Origin of the sequence: Sporosarcina cascadiensis (assembly GCF_009650995.1) — a bacterium.
Classification (GTDB): Bacteria; Bacillota; Bacilli; order Bacillales_A; family Planococcaceae; genus Sporosarcina; species Sporosarcina cascadiensis.
In genome coordinates, this window is record NZ_WHVV01000007.1 from 77021 (window position 1) to 94415 (window position 17395).

A 17395-nucleotide genomic window follows, 5' to 3' on the forward strand; every position below is an offset into this window, starting at 1 on the left:
CGGATATGAAGTTTATTTCCGGGCCGCTTGTTGATTTGGTTTCATTTAGTCAGAGGAAATCTTCTTCGATTCCCATTTAATAATAAGAATATATGAAATTCAAACTTACCCCTTTAAATTTCAAATGAAAGAGCGTATGCTATTCCAATAGTAAAGACTATGAGGAAGAAATGGAGGAGGATGTTGGTGGTTTTTGGAGAAAACATCAAAGTCCGTAAACGCATCTTACAGTTGATTGAAGGCCTGACAGATGAGGAATTTAACGGAACACCATCATGCGGCGGCTGGTCTCCTAAGCAGATTGTAGAGCACTTAGCGCTAATGGAATGCCGGATTGCCACAAACATCGCCAAAGAATTGAAAAACCCCGACAGTCCGCGGGTTTTCAAAAAGCCGATCAGTGTGTCGGCGAGTCCTCTGCTCAAAGCATATTTTCTGGAATTTACCATGCCGACCGATACGTATCTGTCGATTTCAGAAACGAAAGAACGTCTGCACCAGTCCAGAAACTATCTATTGGATATTTACGAATCTGCCACGGTAGAAGAACTGCGGGCAAAATCGTTTAAACACCCGGTGTTCGGCAATGTGCCGCTGATCCAATGGTTCCGTTTTGTCGGATTTCACGAAAAACGTCATCTAAAGCAGCTGAAAAGAGCCGTAGAGTTAATCAAAACCGACTCAGGCACGGTTTATCAGTCATCTAAATAATATAGAAAACTCGGCCGCTACATGACGGCCGAAGTCCTTTTTATGTTGTGTAAATAAATTGCAGCAGTTGAAAAGAGTATGTATTTTACTGTACCTCCCCGACGCGCCGTCCGCTGCACCTTAGATTCTTGTGATCGATGCATTTCCAAACTCGAGATGCGGAGCAAGACATGCTAATTCATACTCTGCAAAAAAATCAGTACATTGTACTTTCTCCAACACCAGCGTAGGCGCAACTGCTGGCACGTCCTTCGCCAGTAGGCTCATAGCGTAAGGCAATCCCCCAGCGCCGAAGCGGGTTTAAACTACAAACTCACACTTCAATTAGAACCCCTACAAAGTCGAGAAACGAATCCAGCATATTGCCAACATGCACATGACATGTTGTCCAGCACATGTTTTTGTGAAGAGCCTAAAAATAAGTAATGGATCTATTTTATAATTCCAATTCACTGCTGCAGGGGACATACTTCCTTTTCTTCATCATTTTCAACTTTTCAAGTTTTCAGCTATACTAAGGACAGCAGTTAGAAGATAGGATGTGCGATAAATGAGTCATTTGGCAATTGAGAAATTAACGAAGACAGTGGGCGATAAAACACTGTTCAAAGATATAGAGTTTACGATTACAAGCGGAGAAAAGACAGGTTTAATTGGAATTAACGGTACGGGCAAATCTACGTTGCTGTCGATTATTTCAGGAAAGGAAGAAGCCGATTTCATTTCAGTTGATCATCCGAATAAATTCAGAATTGCGTTTCTGCCTCAGGAGCCTGAAGTAAACCCGGAATTAACCGTGATGGAGACAGTCTTCGAGAGTGATGCGCCGATCATCCGGCTGAATCTGGAGTATGAACATGCGTTGCAGGAACTTTCGTCCAATTCTGCAGATCCGGACTATCAGGAGCGTTTTACACGTCTGCAGAATGAAATGGATTCGACAGGGGGATGGGATCTGAATGCGCAGGCCCGGACGATCCTGATGAAACTTGGAATTGATATGTTTGATAAAAAAATGGGGGAGCTGTCGGGCGGTCAGAAAAAGCGGGTGGCACTGGCAAAAGTACTTATTGAACCTGCCGACCTGTTATTGCTGGACGAGCCGACGAACCATTTAGACGTCGAATCTATTCAATGGCTGCAGGATTTCCTGCAAAATGTAACAGGCGCCGTTCTGTTCATTACACATGACCGGTATTTTTTAGATCAAGTGGCGACGCATATTTATGAATTGGCAAATCAGACATTGTATTCGCATACCGGGAACTATGGCGATTATCTGGAATCCAAGGCACTGCGCGAAGAAATGGCTGCGGCTTCTGAGCAGAAAGACCGCAATCGCTACCGCAATGAATTAAAATGGATACGTCGCGGTGCAAAAGCACGCTCTACGAAACAAAAGGCGCGAATTGGCCGTTTTGAAGATCTGGAAGAAAAGGTCAAGCAGACAGACGGTTCGTTGGATCTGGAAATGGACCTGCAGACATCGCGTCTCGGCAAGAAAGTGCTGGAGATCAATGGCATTACGAAAAGTTTTGGCGATCAGGTCATTTTGCACCCGTTTTTTGCTATCTTGCAGGCGAAGGACCGGATTGCGATTGTTGGACCGAACGGCGTAGGGAAGACAACGCTTCTGCAAATGCTTGACGGCTCGATGACTCCGGATTCAGGAGAAATTGATCGGGGAGCAACAGTGAAAATCGCACACTTTCATCAGCATTTACCTGCCATGCCTGAAAATCAGCGCATTATCGAATACATCAGGGAGACGTCAAATGATGTGGAAGACGGCTCGGGTGCCCGGCTTTCTGCAACGCAAATGCTGGAACGTTTTTTATTTCCGGCATCTGCACATGGGACACCGATCGGCAAACTGTCGGGCGGCGAGCGAAAACGTCTTTATCTGTTGAAGTTATTGATGGAGCAGCCGAATGTACTGCTGCTTGATGAGCCGACTAATGATCTGGACCTCGAGACTCTTTCTGTATTGGAATCTTTCATTGATACATTCACCGGAGTGGTCGTGACGATTTCTCACGACCGTTTCTTCCTCGACCGCACATCGCGCAAATTGTGGGTGCTGGACGGATCGGGTGATGTAAACGTCTGGCTCGGATTATATTCCGACTTTTTGGAAGAAGTGCCGGCGAAAGAAGGGAAAGCAGCACCGAAAGCGGAAACCGAGCCGCAAGAACAGCCGAAGCAGAAGAAAAAAATGACGTATGCTGAGAAAAAACAATGGGAAACCATTGAGCAGGACATAGAAGTACTGGAACAGAAAATTACAGAGACGGAAGCCGAAATGGCGGGAACGGGCTCTGATTACGACCAGCTGCGGCTGCTTGACGGAAAGCTGTCAGAGCTGAATGAGCAGTACGAAGAGCTGATCGAGCGCTGGTCTTATTTACAGGAATTAGCCGACTAATCAAATGGAGGAGATTTTCTTGAAAATAAAAACGATAGAACCGACACCGAGTCCGAACTCGATGAAAATTGTAATGGACACGCCGCTGCCTGAAGGGACAAGTCATAATTATAAAAAGAAGGATGAAGCACAGGCGCCTGAGCCGATTCGTTCATTGCTTGGTATTCAAGGGGTAAAAGGGATTTATCACGTGCTGGATTTCATGGCGGTCGAACGAATCGGCAATGTACCGTGGGAAACAATTCTGGCTGAAGTGCGTGCGATACTAAATGAAGAAGGCGACACAGCAGCGCAGTCGGAGGAAGTGGAAATCGATGAGCATTACGGCGAAGTATATGTTCATGTCCAGACCTATAAAGAGATTCCGCTGCAGGTGAAAGTCTTCAATAGTGATGAAGAAGCCCGCTTCGGTTTAAGTGAGCGTTTCATCAACGCAATGGAAACCGTGCATCACTCCGAAGTGGATAATTATATTTTATTGCGCAAATGGGCTGATTACGGAATTCGTTACGGCGAATTGCAGGAAGTCGGAGAGCAGGTTGTTCTTGAACTGGATGCGGCCTATCCCGATTCGCGTCTGCGGGATTTAGTGGCGAAAGCTGAACAGACAGACAATGAAACGAAAGTACGCGGCCAGAAAGTGACGCTTGCAGAGTTTACGGTGCCTGAATGGGAGAAGCGTTTTCAGCTGCTTGATCAAATGCCGGATCCTGATGCATCAGACTATCCCGTCCTGACAATTGCTCTGGAAGATGAGAAAATGTCAATTCGAAGACTGGCTACTGTTTATTTAGGGATGATTGAAGATGAGTCGGTCATTCCATTTATCGAGAAAGCATTAGAGGATAAGAGCTGGGCAGTCCGACGCACAGCAGCAGACTGCATGAGTGACCTCGGCTATGTAGGATTTGAATCAGCTGCCATCCGTTTGCTGCAGGATAAAAACAAGCTGGTCCGCTGGCGCGCTGCGATGTATCTCTATGAAACGGGGACGGAACATGCACTGCCGGCTCTGCACGAAGCGGAGAATGATCCCGAATTCGAAGTGAAGCTGCAGGTCCGTATGGCGATTGCCCGTATTGAAGAAGGCGAAGAAGCTAAAGGTTCGATCTGGCGTCAAATGACGGAGAGGGCTTAATAATAGGTAATCGGAAAGCTGTTCGTGAAATCATCTGATGTGATTTCATGGACGGCTTTTTTTGCCGGATGAAATTTTGCTGGATGATCATACGGAGGCCCCGGGTGATCATGGAACTCTGTGATCCGCTCATATCGGACCGCCTGCCGCTCAATCGGGCCTGTCAGGTGATCATTGCTGCCGACATTATGCTCATACAGCCACTTCAGATGATCATAGGCAGTGCATGGACTGCTGAATTCCAGCTGCCGGCGTCCGGCTAACGCACCAAAAACTGCCTTCAGACCGCGCCAAACTGCGAATGAAGCGAACCAATAAGATCCGCGAACGCGCCAAACTAAAGCCCAGCCGCACCAAAACATGCGTTGAACAAGCCAAACCAGCCTCTCACCGCACCTTGCCATCAGTTTGAAACCTACGTGAAAAAACATTTCGAAATTAAACACTTTCTTTTAAACAGGTCTAAAGGTATACTGGGATATTAAGTCTATTATACCTTAGGAGGTCCTATCAACTTGAAAAAGTCCAGAAGTATTGCGATGCGTTTATCCGGTTTAATCATCGCTTTATTTTTACTATTGTTTCTTGTTTATTCCATTGTCACGAGTGTCATGTTACATAAGCAAAGTATTGCCGACGCAGAAGAGTTCGCTCTTGAAAGCGCGAATAAAAGTTCATTGCAGCTCAGTACTAAACTAAACGAAACGAACGAAATGCTTATGACTACCCGCCACGTATTGGAAACGATGCAGGCTGAGGGGAAATTGGATTCGGTGGAAATCATTCGGATCATTAAAAATAATCTCTCTCACAATGAAGAGGCGACCGGGATGGCGGCTGTCATAAACCAGTCCTCTTTTGCGGAAGATGCAAAATTCCCTCAAGGCATGCTGGATAAAGATAAGCAATTTATCCCCTATGTTTTCAAAGACGAGGGAACGGTCGGGGTTGAGCCGTTAAGCGGAATGGATGACCCGAGTGCCAACTCCTGGTACACAATTCCGAAATCAGAGGCCCGTTCTGTTCTAACTGAGCCTTATGACTATGAAACGAATGGCCAGACGATTTTAATGACGACAATTTCTGTGCCTCTGCTGGATTCGTCCGGTGCCTATTTCGGACTATTGACGACAGACTTGTCTATTGATTTCCTGACAGATCTAGTGAATGACATCAGTCCGGAAGGCGGCTATGCATCGATTATTACCGATGCTGGTTTCATTACTGCCAATAGCCTGAAGCCTGAGCTTAATGAAACGAAAATGGCAGATGCGATTGATTGGCAGGATGTCAAAGAGACGTTGAATAAAGGGCAGCTTTCGAACTTGTATGTTGATTCGAAAGGGCTGGGTGAACAAGCGTTTAATGCGTTTGCTCCTATTAATCTGAAAAGTATTGATGAGAAGTGGACAGTGCAGACTGTTACACCGAAGTCTAAGATTCTCGAAACTTTCAATTCAATTCTATGGATTACCATTATATCAGCTGTTGTCATTGTACTTCTCATGGCAGTTGCATCGATAATCTTCATCTACCGTCAACTGAGACCGCTGCAGTCACTGCGGCATTCAATGGAAACGGCGGCTTCCGGAGATTTAACGATGCTGGTTGATGAAAATTCTATCCGCCGTGATGAAATCGGTGTGGTTTCATTGGCGTATAACGACATGCTCCAGCGTACAAATGCTGCGCTGCATACAGTCCGGGAATCATCCACACTGCTCAGCGATTCATCTTCTCAAGTCACGCATGCGTTTGAAGAGCTGGTGGCGGCGAATCAGGAAGTGTCTGTCGCAACGGATGAAATCGCGCAGGGAGCATCAAAACAGTCTGAAGATACAGAGGAGACGAGTCAGCGTATTTCCGATTTGGCTGATCGTATGGATCATCTGAACAGGATGTTTATCACAATGAATAATTTATCTGCGGAGTCTGCAAGTTCCGCAAAAGACGGAATGGACGAAGTCGAGAAACTGCGGAATCATAATACATCTGCCAATGAGATGAACCGCAGAGTGCAGATGCAGATCGAAACGCTGTCAAATAAAATTTCATCCATCAACCAGGTCATCGAAACGTTGCATGGAATTACAGCGAGCACGAATTTATTGGCGCTGAATGCAAGCATTGAAGCTGCAAGAGCCGGGGAAAGCGGAAAAGGATTTGCCGTTGTGGCAGATGAAGTCCGCAAGTTGGCAGAGCAGTCACGTGTCGAAACAGAAGTTATTCAGGGAACGGTACAAGAAATTTTATTGGAATCTGAACAGACGGTAGAAGTCATTGACCAGAACATGAAACAGATGGAAGGCCAGAATCAATCGGTATCCGACACGGAAGAATCATTCGTGCGAAATGCGAAAATTACCGATCAGATCCGCGAGTCGATTGCACAGCTGTCGGAAGAGCTGGCAGAAATGATGGAGCACAAGGACCAGGCGATTCTGTCGATCCAGAATGTCTCCGCCATTTCGGAACAGACAGCCGCATCTTCAGAGGAAGTAAGCGCCTCTTCGGCTGCACAGCAAAATGAATTGGTGCAGGTGGCCGATTCAACGAACCAAATGAATAAGATTGCTGAAGAACTCCAGGATGTCGTAGGACGTTTCAAGCTATCATGAATGGGCAGGGACGGGTGATATAACCGTCCCTGTTTTTATATGAATAAATGGTAGCCTCTGAATTTGATATATGATACGATTAAGCACTTAATAGTCAATTGTGCACAGAGATGTATATTGATACAGGAGAGAGAAAAGACATGTTCAGTTTTCGGAAGAATGATATGAATAAGACGGAAGTATCAAACGATTTACTTGGTGTTGAAAAAATGAAAGGCAGCATTCAGCTGGAACGTCATCCGTCTGTAAAAAAGCAATTGGCGATGATTCATCTGACGGAAGAAGATCTGGGATATCTCATGCAAATTCAACATTCTATCAAATCGACAATTCCCGTCATGGTGGATGCGTTTTATAAAGCTATGGAAGCGGAGCCTGATTTAGGACGTATTATAAATGAACACAGCAGTATGGAACGGTTAAAAGTATCGCTGACTAAGCATCTGCAGTCCATGTTCGATGGGGTAATAGATGATCGATATTTGGAACAGCGAAAAACAATTGCGAAGATCCATGTCTATATAGGATTGGAATCGAAATGGTATCTGGCTGCATTTGAAACGATACAGGATGAATTTTTACAATTCATTGAGCAGTCAAGTATAGAAAAGGATTTGCAGTTCAGGATGCTGCGGGCCTTTCTCCGTGTGCTGAATCTGGAACAGCAATTGGTATTGGAAGCCTATGAAGATGTAAGCGAAGGCAAGCGGCTGGAAGTAGAACAGGCAAAAGTAGCCGTCAGGGAAAAGATCGGCTCTACGGCACAAGAGCTTGCGGCGATCAGTGAACAGACGAGTGCTTCCACAGAAGAACTTTCGGCTAAGTCATCCGTTCTGGAACAAATGACGGCTGATAATCTATCTTTCATTACCGAGACAGAACGCAATTCATTCCACAATAAAGAGTTAGTGGTCCGTCAGGCGAAACAGTTTGCGGAGATGGTCAATCATATGAAAGAACTGATGAAGCGCATGGATGAATTGTATTCTTCTTCTGATCAAATACGTGAAGTCGTGACACTGATCACATCGATTGCAGATCAGACGAATTTACTGTCGCTGAACGCGGCAATTGAAGCAGCGAGAGCCGGACAGCACGGGAAGGGATTTGCTGTAGTGGCAACAGAAGTCCGTAATTTGTCAGTCGAAACAAAAAAAGCGATCAGCCATGTCAGCAGCATGACGGAAAAAACGAATGCGACGATACGCGATATGGCAAACTTCGTAAAGCTGATGGAACAGCTGATTCAGGCAAGCGCGAACGGAAATGAGCAAGTAACGAGTTCCTATAATGAAATTGTCCAAGCTGTTTCCGGTATGAAAGAACAAAGTGAACATTCGAAGACTTCGATTGAAAATACGGTGAAGATCTTGCAGGAAATTAACCAGGCGGTAGAATCCATCGCTCATTCATCAGACGGTTTGATGCAGCTTTCTGAGGATTTGTAGAATTGCCGCATTCTGTTAGTCAACCTATCTGCGATTTGTTACACTGAACAAATAACTAAATCCGTTAATGAAGGGCAGGTGTGGGAATGCAGGAAATAGCATTAATCAGCGTGGTTTCGATATTGGCGCTTGGAATATTTTCGCAATGGCTTGCGTGGAAGGTTCAGTGGCCTTCTATTTTTATCATGTCCATTGCAGGTCTATTGATCGGTCCGCTGCTTGGCCTTGTCAATCCCGAAGCAGCACTGGGCGAGCTGTACAGTCCGCTGATTTCACTCGCCGTAGCTATTATTTTATTTGAAGGCAGTTCGAACCTGGATGTCCGCGAAATTAAAGATATTTCAAAATCGGTCTTCCGGGTGGTAACACTGGGTGCATTCCTAGCGTGGATTTTTGGCTCGCTCACGGCGCATTTCATCGCAGGTCTGACATGGGAAGTGTCATTTATTATCGGAGGTCTCTTCGTTGTTACAGGGCCGACCGTCATTATCCCGCTGCTGCGGAATGCGAAATTAAAACCTCGGACCGCTGCCGTGCTGAAGTGGGAAGGCATCATTGTGGATCCGGCGGGCCCGCTGCTTGCGCTGTTTGCCTATGAAGTCATCAAAGTTTTGACGAATGAGCATTTATCCATGAATTACTTGCTGAACTTCTTCGGCGGCGCGGCACTTGCTGTCCTGCTCGGTGCGGCAATGGGAATGATGATCAGTATCATGGCCAATAAAGGCCAATTTCCCGAGTATCTCAAATCACCTGTAATTTTGGCATTTGTGCTGCTGTGCTTTACGATGGCAGAGGTCATTATGCACGAGACAGGAATGCTTGCTGTGACCGTCATGGGACTTGTTCTGGGACGCACCAAGCGCTATGTGTCATCAATTGGAAATGTCGGTCACTTTGTCGAAAACGTGTCAGTTATGCTGACTTCAACAGTCTTTATCTTATTGACGGCTTCACTCGCGAGAGAGACGATTGCACAGATTTTCACCCTGCCGATTATCGGTTTCGTACTCGTCATGCTGTTTGCTGTCAGACCTTTATCCATCTGGCTGTCCACAATAGGAACAGAACTGGTGTGGCGGGAGAAATTGCTGATCGGATGGATCGCTCCGCGCGGAATCGTCGCTTTGACCGTTGCCGGTTACTTTGCGGCGACACTTGCGGAAGACGGCTATGAAGAGGCTTCGCTGCTTACTGCGCTGACTTTTGCGCTCGTGTTCATCACCGTCTGTGCACATGGTTTCACGCTCGGTCCGCTTGCGAAGAAATTACATTTAGCGAGCAATGAACCACCGGGTGTGCTGATAGTAGGGGCCAGCAGTTTTTCCATCGCTCTGGCCAGGCAGTTACAGGAAATGAAAATTCCCGTGCTGATTGTCGATCCTTCAAAAGGCCGTCTGCGTCCCGCGTTGGAACAGGGTATCGATACATTTGAAGGACAGATTTTGTCTGAACGCTCCCGTTTCTCAATTGATCTGGCGCCGTATGATACGATTCTGTCGATGACAGGAGATGCTTCCTACAATGCGCTGATCACACAGTCGTTTGCTCCAGAGTTCGGTTACAACAATACCTTCTCGTTGACAGCGGCGCCGAGTCATCAGATGGGTAAATCGGAACTCCCGGTTTCTCTGAAGGCGCACTTGCTGTTTCAGGGGGATGCGACTTTCCCGGAATTAAACCGTAAAATTAACACCGATTATGAAATCGGACGGTTCAGCTGGGAAGGTGCGGATACGGATCTGGTGTTTAAAGAGATTCTGCCGGAAACCGCAACCCCTTTATTCGTTAAGAAAAAGAATGAAACGCTTGTCTTTGCCACACTGCAAAAGAAAATTTCATTGGATCCCGGTGATGAGCTGGTTATTCTGAAGTTGAAGCCGGACGTTCCTGCGAATATATGATCAAATAACACCGCCTCACAGCTTGCTGGCGGTGTTTTTTTGCGTTAAATCTGTCAGCTCGTCACTGTTCTTCAGCAATTCAATGAAAACTTGCAGTGCTTTTGTCTGAAACGGGGAATTGGTGACGATGGAAAAATGTCGTTTGAAAGGGGTGCCTTTGACTGGCAGAGTCTGCAGTTCCCGGTGCTGCAGTTCTTTTTGGATCGCCCACTGCGACAGCAGACTGATGCCGAGTCCTGCTTCGACGGACTCTTTAATTGGCTGCGTACTGCTGAACTGCATGATGCGTGAAGGCCTGAATCCTGACTGGGCAAAGAACTTTTCCGCCGCTTCCCGTGTGCCGGAGCCTTCCTCCCGCAACAGCCACAGTTCATTTGCCAGTTCGTCAATGGAAATTCGTTTATCCTGGCCGACGAGCGGATGGCTTGGCGGCGCGACAACATACATCAGGTCTTCTGCAAAGCTTTCATTTTGCAATGGAACGGCTTCTTTAAAATGTCCCTCGATTAATCCGACATCCAGCTGATGACTGATGACCAGTTCAGCAATTTCTGCAGTATTGCCGATCGTCACCTCAGGCTCAATCGACGGATAATCTGCAGCCAGTTTGGACAGGATATGGGGAAGAACGTATTCACCGAAAGTATAGCTCGCACCGATGGTCAATGGTCCGCTGGCTTTATTCGCCAGGTCATCGACGAGATTCTGCATCTTCGAATAAAGGCCGGTAATTTCTTTTGCATGGTGGTAGACGATTTCTCCCGCCTGATTCAGACGTACATATTTATTAGTGCGTTCAAGCAGTCTGACCCCGATGGATTCCTCGAATGAACGGATGTACTGGCTGACTGCGGGCTGTGTCATGTGCAGTTCTTCGGCAGCCCTCGAGAAATTTTTACGTTCGGCTACGGCAATAAAAACTTGTAATTGCTGATCGATAAAAATTCACTTCCTTTATGTATATTGATTTACTTATCATCCCTATTATATATAGTTATTTTTCTTATAGCGAGGAGTTTCGTATACTAAAAACAGGAGGTGTTGTCATCATGACTTCTACAAACGTGACTCCACAACAGCAAACACCGGGGCAGCCGTCTAAAACTGCTGCTTTTATAGGCGGAATCGCTTTTACATTTTTCATTGCACTTTTAGGATTTTTATTAGCAAAGGTTCCTGGTTTTGACCATATCGGACAACTGGCATGCGCGATTATTATTGCTGTGGCGTACCGGCAGTTTTTCGGCTATCCGGAAGTGATTCGTTCAGGGATCGCGTTTTCATCCAAACGACTGCTCCGCGCGGCCATCATTTTATACGGTTTAAAATTGAACATTGATACGGTATTAAGCGATGGACTGGGTTTATTGGCAAGAGACGTCGGCGTCATTATTTTCGCGATTTTCATGACGATCTGGCTGGCGAAAGTTTTCAAGGCGGATAAAAACATTTCCCTGCTGCTCGGCGTCGGGACAGGCATTTGCGGTGCCGCTGCAATCGCTGCAGTTGCGCCGATTGTCAAAGCAAAAGACGAAGACACAGCGATCGGTGTCGGCATCATCGCCCTGATGGGAACCATTTTTGCGATCGGCTATACGATTTTACGTCCGATCCTGCCGCTTGATTCGATTCAGTATGGCATGTGGGCGGGCATCAGTCTCCATGAAGTCGCGCATGTCGCGCTGGCAGGTGCTCCGGCTGGAGAAGACGGACTGGCAATCGCCCTGCTTGCAAAACTAGGTCGTGTATTTCTGTTAGTGCCGGTATGTTTCATCTTTATTTATCTGATGAAACGTAAGAATAAGGGGACGGATGAATCAGAGGCGAAGATTGAGTTTCCGTGGTTCTTGGTCGGTTTCATTATTCTTAGTGTTCTTGGCAGTTATGTCTTTGGTCATTCCATACCGGTTTCAGACGGCGTGATGGAAGGTGTCTTCACGTTAACAACCTGGCTACTGACTGCAGCGATGGTAGGTTTAGGCCTGAACGTCAGCCTGCGCGATTTGCGTGACCGCGCGATGCGTCCGCTGGCTGCGATGACCGTCACTTCTATTCTGCTGTCTGTGATTGTGTATTTTATTGTGTAAGGAATAGTCACACTATTAATTATGTGTGGCGTAGGCAATGTATGTAGTAAGTTGTCAGGGTTTTGACCGTTGAAACGTTCCGAAAATATAAAAACGAGCAAAGAGTAGATTCTTTGCTCATTTTTATCAATCTAAAGAGATAAAAGGATAGTTTCTTAAAATAGACCTAAAAAAACAAAATTATACGAAAGTGATCAGGTCATGCTTTTTGCAGAGCGCAGTTTAACAGATTCACCTGCAATTCCCCAATCCTCAGGCCGCATTTCCTCAATTTGGATTCTGACTGTTTCTATATCCTGCTCTAAAATACCGGCGATCAAATCAGTTACCTCTTTAATCATTATTTCTTTTTTTTCGGGAGTACAACGTTCTTCAATCATTTTAATATGGACAAATGGCATTCTTAACAACTCCTTTTTTTTGTGAAAACTTCTGAATGTTTTTTGTATAACAATAATTAAAATACACAAAATGTTGGAACTTGTCAAATTATTATTTATTCCTATTTCCTGTTTCTTTGTATTTCTGTTTCTTGTGTAATTGGAAAATAATCTAATCCCACCTGGTAAATGTTACGGGGGCGCCCTCTAGTAGCAGGTGCTTCCTGTCCAATTATTTTTGCAATACCTGCATTCGTAAGGTTGTTAAGAAGTCGACGTGCATTACGCTCAGTCATCTTTAACCATTCAGCAATATCAGATGCGGTAATCGCATGTTTTCCAAGGCTTCTTTGAACGGAAATGATTTTATTGAGAGAGGTTATCGAAACACCGCATTCTTTTAACCTTTTTCCGATATCTTCATCTTCATTCCGGAATTCGAAAGAGATACTTTTAGCTCTATTAAGGGGCCCATTTACCATCCCGGTATTTTCGACTAAGAAGGCACTATTGGAATTATAATTTTGTGCATGTAATAGGGCCAGTCTTGCATTTTCTTCTGCCGCCAGGGCGGAATCACCATACCCTATCCCGATATTAGCCGGGAAATCTGTTATTAAAGATAGATTGTCCAATAGACGGACACTTTGATCTCCAACATTTAGTAAGGATCCCCTGGTTGAAAAAATGATAAAGTTTCCGGTTCCAATGGATAAAAATGAGCCGGATACAGATTCTGTGAATGTCAGAATCGCTGATTGTAATTCTAAATTCAAACGATGTAAGTCATAGGAAAATGAGTGTGGTTTCTCAATCTTGTTTATATTGTCAATTGATATGAGCATTACTGTTAACTGGGACTGTTTAAAATTGAGTGCTTCCCATTGTTGTAATGCCGTACTAAAAGTTGTTCGGATGTTTGCCAAAGTAGGTGTGACTCTGTATACAGGAATCCCTACAGATGTTAATGCTTCATAAACATCACTTAAACAGGTGACACAAACGGATACTTTGCCTTCATTGTAGAGAGTCGTGTGAAAGGCGATAATTTGTTTGATAGGCGTAACTCCTACATATTCATATAAATGACAGTTTTTATATGAGATATTTAAAGCACGGTATGTTTCCGCAATATCCTTTTCCTCCAGCATATCAAAACTAACTGAAATTAAATCATTTTTACTTTTGTATACGATATTTAATAGTGTTTTGGTTAAACTCGAACCATTTAGTTTTAAATAGAAAAAGAGCTGGTTTGATGAACTTCTTTTTGCGAGGGAGTAAGGAGTGCGTCCCGAGAAAATCCATATATCAACAATATGCTGGTTTTTTTCAACGATTTCTGTAGTCTCAGTAGAGTTTTTATATTCAAAGCAAACTGGGATTATATCCTCGTATTCCTTAGCAATTTCACTCATTATATCTACACTATCTTTTGGTCCAACGATTCCCAATCTGATTTTCATAATCATTCTCCTTCTTAAGTACTAAGAGTTAGCCAATTGTGTAATGCAAGAGACTAATGTTTTTACTGCTAGTGGTATCACTTCTTCATCAATATCAAATTGTTCATTATGATGGCCTGCACTTAGAGTCGTTCCAAAAACAACGTAGGCAGCCTGACCGCCTTTTTCTATAACACGTGACATCATATATGTGGCATCTTCAGAACCGCCGGATGTAAATGTATTGGTAACTTTTTCGATATCATCTATTATACTGGCTTTCTCTCTTAAAAATTTTAATATATCTTCACTCGGTGAACAAGTTGGGGCAGAGCCCACCTGCTCTATATCTGTATCCACTTCATACATATCCCCTGCGGAATTAATAATTCTTTTAGCGCGTTCAAACATATATCCGTTTATTTCTGTTGTCGTACCGCGGGTTTCTACTTGAAGTTTTGCACGATTTGGAATGATATTGCGCCCGGTGCCTGCCTGTAGAACACCAACATTTATACGCGATTCCCCATAACTATGGGGCGGAATGGCATGCAAATTTAAGATCGCCGTCGCTGCTGCCAATAATGCATTTTTTCCTTTTTCGGGATTTGCCCCTGCATGAGCAGCTTTACCAAGGTACGTAACATTAAATTTTGTCGTTGCCAGGAATCCCAGGTCGCTACAGACAAATTCGCCCAGACTTGCCCCAAGACCGATATGTTGAGAAATGAAAATATCCACATCGTCAACGACACCGGCTTCTACCATCGATTTTGCCCCTCGGACTCCTTCTTCCGCAGGTTGAAAAATAAGTTTAAACTTGCCGCTCAACTTGTCTTTTAATTCGGCTAAAAGAGTAGCTGTGCCTAGACCGATTGCCATATGTGCATCATGCCCGCAAGCGTGCATCATTTGATCATTTATCGAGGAAAACTCTTTTTTCACGGGCACATGGCTTTCATCAGTCGATTCTTTTATATCCAAGGCATCCATGTCAAAACGTAAGCCAATTGTCGCGCCAGGTCTTCCTGTATCTAAAACTCCGACAACTCCGGTAAAGCCAAAGCGTAACTGGGAGATCCATTCCATATCAGCCCCTTGCTGGATCGCACGATGATATTGTTCCTCCAAATAGCCAAGGTCTGGCACACCCATTCGAGTTTCGGCATCTATTACATCACGGCCAGCAAGTACTTTATAACCCCAATCTGAAAGTCTGGAAGCAATTAGGGAAGCTGTTCGAAATTCCACCCAGCCCGCTTCGGCATACCTATGGAAATCTCGACGCCAATTAATCATTATATCCTTTTTATTCTCAACTATTTTTGAAATATGGTCAATCATATAACCTCTCCCTCTACCATAATTTTGAAAAATCTGTGGCGACATTTTTTTGTGCCGGATTGTCGGACGTAACATTATTGACTGGAATACTCTTGAAATTTTATAGAAACGAAATGAAATTGATCATTCTTACCGGCATAAAAAGGTTCAGGAAATCAACTTAAGATAAATTGTAAAGTAAAAAAAGGAAATACACCATATTAATAAACTCTTTTAAATTTTTAGAAAAGTCGTTGACAATTTGAAATAGTGTTGTATATTAATTACAAGAGATTTAAATGAATGAGATTCATTCATAACGACGAATTTCATTAGGTCTCTTATTTTACTGTTATATAAGGACCATTTAAGGACAATTGCTTTAAAAGGAGGATAGCAGATTAAAATCTAGAGGGGTAACCGATTTTATCCGTTCCGGGTAAGTGTTTACAATATGATTTTAATAAAACTGGAGGTAGTGGAAATGGTAAAGGTTTCTAACGCGAGTAAGGTTCAAGAATTGAGTCAACTGGATAAGAACTACTTTTTACATCCTACAACTGTACCGAAAACATTTATTGAGGATGGACCTAAAATTATCTTTTCTGAGGGCAGCGGAATCCGAGTTATGGATGTAAAGGGTGATAGTTATATTGATGGTGTTTCTATGCTTTGGAATGTAAATCTTGGATATGGACAAAAAGAACTTGCAGATGCGGCCTATCAACAGCTAACAACTCTTCCATACAGCTCATCTTTTTATGGCTATTCAAATGAACCGGCAATCCGGCTTGCAGAAAAGATCGTTTCACTTGCACCGGGAGATGCAGGCGCAGTATTTTACACGTCGGGTGGTTCGGAGGCGAATGAAACCGCTTTCAAATTGGCCCGCCATTATTGGAATATGAAAGGGCAAGAACAGAAAAAAATTATTATTTCTATTAAACGCGGCTATCATGGTGCAACGATTGCTACCGGCAGTGCGACTGGAATCGATGGTTTCCATAACTTCTCGGGTTCAAAGGGGAGCGACATGATTCATGCGAAAGGTCATTTGACAAATTGTGAGCAGGGTGACAAAACAGATCCGGAATACGAAGGCTGTATCCGCGACACGATTGAAAAGCAAGGTGCACACCGCATAGCAGCCGTTATTTTGGAACCAATTCAAGGGGCGGGCGGAGTACACGTCTCTCCAGACGGATACTTACAAGCTGTGAAAAAGCTCTGTGAAGAAAATGATATTCTTTTCATTGCAGATGAAGTAATCAGCGGCTTCGGACGTACAGGAAAAATGTTTGGCGTCAATCACTGGGAAGTAGAGCCGGATATGATTTGTGTCGCAAAAGGTATCACGAGCGGCTATTCACAATTGGGCGCAGTCATCTTAAGTCAGGAATTACGCGCAACGCTAGTGGAATCAGACCAAATTTTAGGTCACGGCTTTACGTACAGCGGCCACCCGACGGCTTGTGCGGTTGGACTGAAAACAATTGAAATTATCGAGCGCGATAATATTGTCGGGAACGCTGAGAAAATGGGCCAGGTATTAAAAGAAGGGCTTGCTTATCTAAGTGAAAAACACCCGCATGTTGCAAAAACAAGATCAGTCGGTTTACTTGCCGGTTTCGATATACAGGCAGACCGTGATAATGATATTCCGTTTGAACAGTCGATTCGTGCAGCGCAAATCGTCGTGAACGAATGCTTTAAAAATAAATTGATTTTACGTACTGCAGACTTTGAGGTTGGAAAGAATATCGTGGCGATTGCTCCTCCGTTAATCATCAATAAGCAAGAAGTAGAGGAAATCATCGGTATCGTGGATAATGCGTTAACTGTATTTGAAAAAACTCTATAAAAATCAACGCTGTACAGGAAACAGCAAGGTGATAGGATGGGAATCTGACACCTTG

The 17395-nt window shown here is 44.3% G+C and carries 13 protein-coding genes; 8 read left to right on the top strand and 5 right to left on the bottom strand.

Annotation, left to right across the window (positions count from 1 at the left end; translation table 11 throughout):
- The first annotated feature begins 180 nt into the window (after nt 1-180).
- The 3 genes from GDZ68_RS09265 to GDZ68_RS09275 all read left to right on the top strand — a co-directional run bounded on the left by GDZ68_RS09265 (nt 181) and on the right by GDZ68_RS09275 (nt 4274).
- Nucleotides 181-711 (top strand): DinB family protein, encoded by a 531-nt coding sequence (locus GDZ68_RS09265; RefSeq protein ID WP_228551063.1) that lies wholly within the window; start codon nt 181-183, stop codon nt 709-711.
- A 550-nt stretch (nt 712-1261) separates the two neighbouring features.
- Nucleotides 1262-3136 (top strand): ABC-F family ATP-binding cassette domain-containing protein, encoded by a 1875-nt coding sequence (locus tag GDZ68_RS09270; RefSeq protein ID WP_153722011.1) that lies wholly within the window; start codon nt 1262-1264, stop codon nt 3134-3136.
- A 19-nt stretch (nt 3137-3155) separates the two neighbouring features.
- Nucleotides 3156-4274: a virulence factor gene (locus tag GDZ68_RS09275; RefSeq protein ID WP_153722012.1), complete on the top strand. Its 1119-nt coding sequence runs from the start codon at nt 3156-3158 to the stop codon at nt 4272-4274.
- Here the strand turns inward: GDZ68_RS09275 and GDZ68_RS09280 are convergent.
- Nucleotides 4271-4678 (bottom strand): hypothetical protein, encoded by a 408-nt coding sequence (locus tag GDZ68_RS09280; RefSeq protein ID WP_153722013.1) that lies wholly within the window; start codon nt 4676-4678, stop codon nt 4271-4273. The two genes, GDZ68_RS09275 and GDZ68_RS09280, sit on opposite strands and share 4 nt — an antisense overlap.
- A 111-nt stretch (nt 4679-4789) precedes the next feature.
- Here GDZ68_RS09280 and GDZ68_RS09285 point away from each other — a divergent pair, with 111 nt between their 5' ends.
- The 3 genes from GDZ68_RS09285 (at nt 4790) to GDZ68_RS09295 (ending at nt 10244) form a co-directional block, all read left to right on the top strand.
- A complete protein-coding gene (locus tag GDZ68_RS09285) occupies nt 4790-6892 on the top strand; it encodes a methyl-accepting chemotaxis protein (protein WP_153722014.1) in 2103 nt (700 codons plus the stop codon).
- Nucleotides 6893-7032: 140 nt separating this feature from the next.
- A complete protein-coding gene (locus tag GDZ68_RS09290; RefSeq protein WP_194841115.1) occupies nt 7033-8340 on the top strand; it encodes a globin-coupled sensor protein in 1308 nt (435 codons plus the stop codon).
- Between the two features lie 86 nt (nt 8341-8426).
- The gene (locus GDZ68_RS09295) at nt 8427-10244 is read left to right on the top strand and encodes a cation:proton antiporter (RefSeq protein ID WP_153722016.1); all 1818 of its coding nucleotides are present in this window, start codon (nt 8427-8429) and stop codon (nt 10242-10244) included.
- A gap of 15 nt (nt 10245-10259) precedes the next feature.
- Here the strand turns inward: GDZ68_RS09295 and GDZ68_RS09300 are convergent, their stop codons facing one another.
- Entirely contained in the window at nt 10260-11183 is a 924-nt protein-coding gene (locus GDZ68_RS09300; protein ID WP_153722017.1) for a LysR family transcriptional regulator, read from the bottom strand.
- A 110-nt stretch (nt 11184-11293) separates the two neighbouring features.
- On the opposite strand from GDZ68_RS09300, the gene GDZ68_RS09305 reads away from it, so the two are divergent.
- Nucleotides 11294-12331 carry a YeiH family protein gene (locus tag GDZ68_RS09305; protein ID WP_228551064.1) on the top strand — a complete coding sequence of 346 codons (1038 nt, stop codon included), beginning with the start codon at nt 11294-11296 and terminating at the stop codon, nt 12329-12331.
- A 194-nt stretch (nt 12332-12525) separates the two neighbouring features.
- On the opposite strand, the gene GDZ68_RS09310 is transcribed toward GDZ68_RS09305, so the two are convergent.
- The 3 genes from GDZ68_RS09310 to GDZ68_RS09320 form a co-directional block, all read right to left on the bottom strand.
- Nucleotides 12526-12732 (bottom strand): tautomerase family protein, encoded by a 207-nt coding sequence (locus GDZ68_RS09310; protein WP_153722019.1) that lies wholly within the window; start codon nt 12730-12732, stop codon nt 12526-12528.
- A gap of 101 nt (nt 12733-12833) precedes the next feature.
- Nucleotides 12834-14177 (bottom strand): helix-turn-helix domain-containing protein, encoded by a 1344-nt coding sequence (locus tag GDZ68_RS09315; RefSeq protein WP_153722020.1) that lies wholly within the window; start codon nt 14175-14177, stop codon nt 12834-12836.
- 21 nt (nt 14178-14198) lie between these two features.
- Complete coding sequence (locus tag GDZ68_RS09320) at nt 14199-15500, bottom strand: amidohydrolase (protein ID WP_153722021.1); 1302 nt, start codon at nt 15498-15500, stop codon at nt 14199-14201.
- 463 nt (nt 15501-15963) lie between these two features.
- Between GDZ68_RS09320 and GDZ68_RS09325 the strand changes: the two genes are divergently transcribed.
- Complete coding sequence (locus GDZ68_RS09325) at nt 15964-17340, top strand: aminotransferase family protein (protein WP_153722022.1); 1377 nt, start codon at nt 15964-15966, stop codon at nt 17338-17340.
- Nucleotides 17341-17395 lie beyond the last annotated feature (55 nt).

What these genes read in the sequence shown, in the direction of transcription:
- GDZ68_RS09265 (WP_228551063.1), top strand. Translation starts at nt 181, where the DNA reads ATGTTGGTGGTTTTTGGAGAAAACATCAAAGTCCGTAAACGCATCTTA.
- GDZ68_RS09270 (WP_153722011.1), top strand. Translation starts at nt 1,262, where the DNA reads ATGAGTCATTTGGCAATTGAGAAATTAACGAAGACAGTGGGCGATAAA.
- GDZ68_RS09280 (WP_153722013.1), bottom strand. Translation starts at nt 4,678, where the DNA reads ATGGCAAGGTGCGGTGAGAGGCTGGTTTGGCTTGTTCAACGCATGTTT.
- GDZ68_RS09290 (WP_194841115.1), top strand. Translation starts at nt 7,033, where the DNA reads ATGTTCAGTTTTCGGAAGAATGATATGAATAAGACGGAAGTATCAAAC.
- GDZ68_RS09295 (WP_153722016.1), top strand. Translation starts at nt 8,427, where the DNA reads ATGCAGGAAATAGCATTAATCAGCGTGGTTTCGATATTGGCGCTTGGA.
- GDZ68_RS09305 (WP_228551064.1), top strand. Translation starts at nt 11,294, where the DNA reads ATGACTTCTACAAACGTGACTCCACAACAGCAAACACCGGGGCAGCCG.
- GDZ68_RS09310 (WP_153722019.1), bottom strand. Translation starts at nt 12,732, where the DNA reads ATGCCATTTGTCCATATTAAAATGATTGAAGAACGTTGTACTCCCGAA.
- GDZ68_RS09315 (WP_153722020.1), bottom strand. Translation starts at nt 14,177, where the DNA reads ATGAAAATCAGATTGGGAATCGTTGGACCAAAAGATAGTGTAGATATA.
- GDZ68_RS09320 (WP_153722021.1), bottom strand. Translation starts at nt 15,500, where the DNA reads ATGATTGACCATATTTCAAAAATAGTTGAGAATAAAAAGGATATAATG.
- GDZ68_RS09325 (WP_153722022.1), top strand. Translation starts at nt 15,964, where the DNA reads ATGGTAAAGGTTTCTAACGCGAGTAAGGTTCAAGAATTGAGTCAACTG.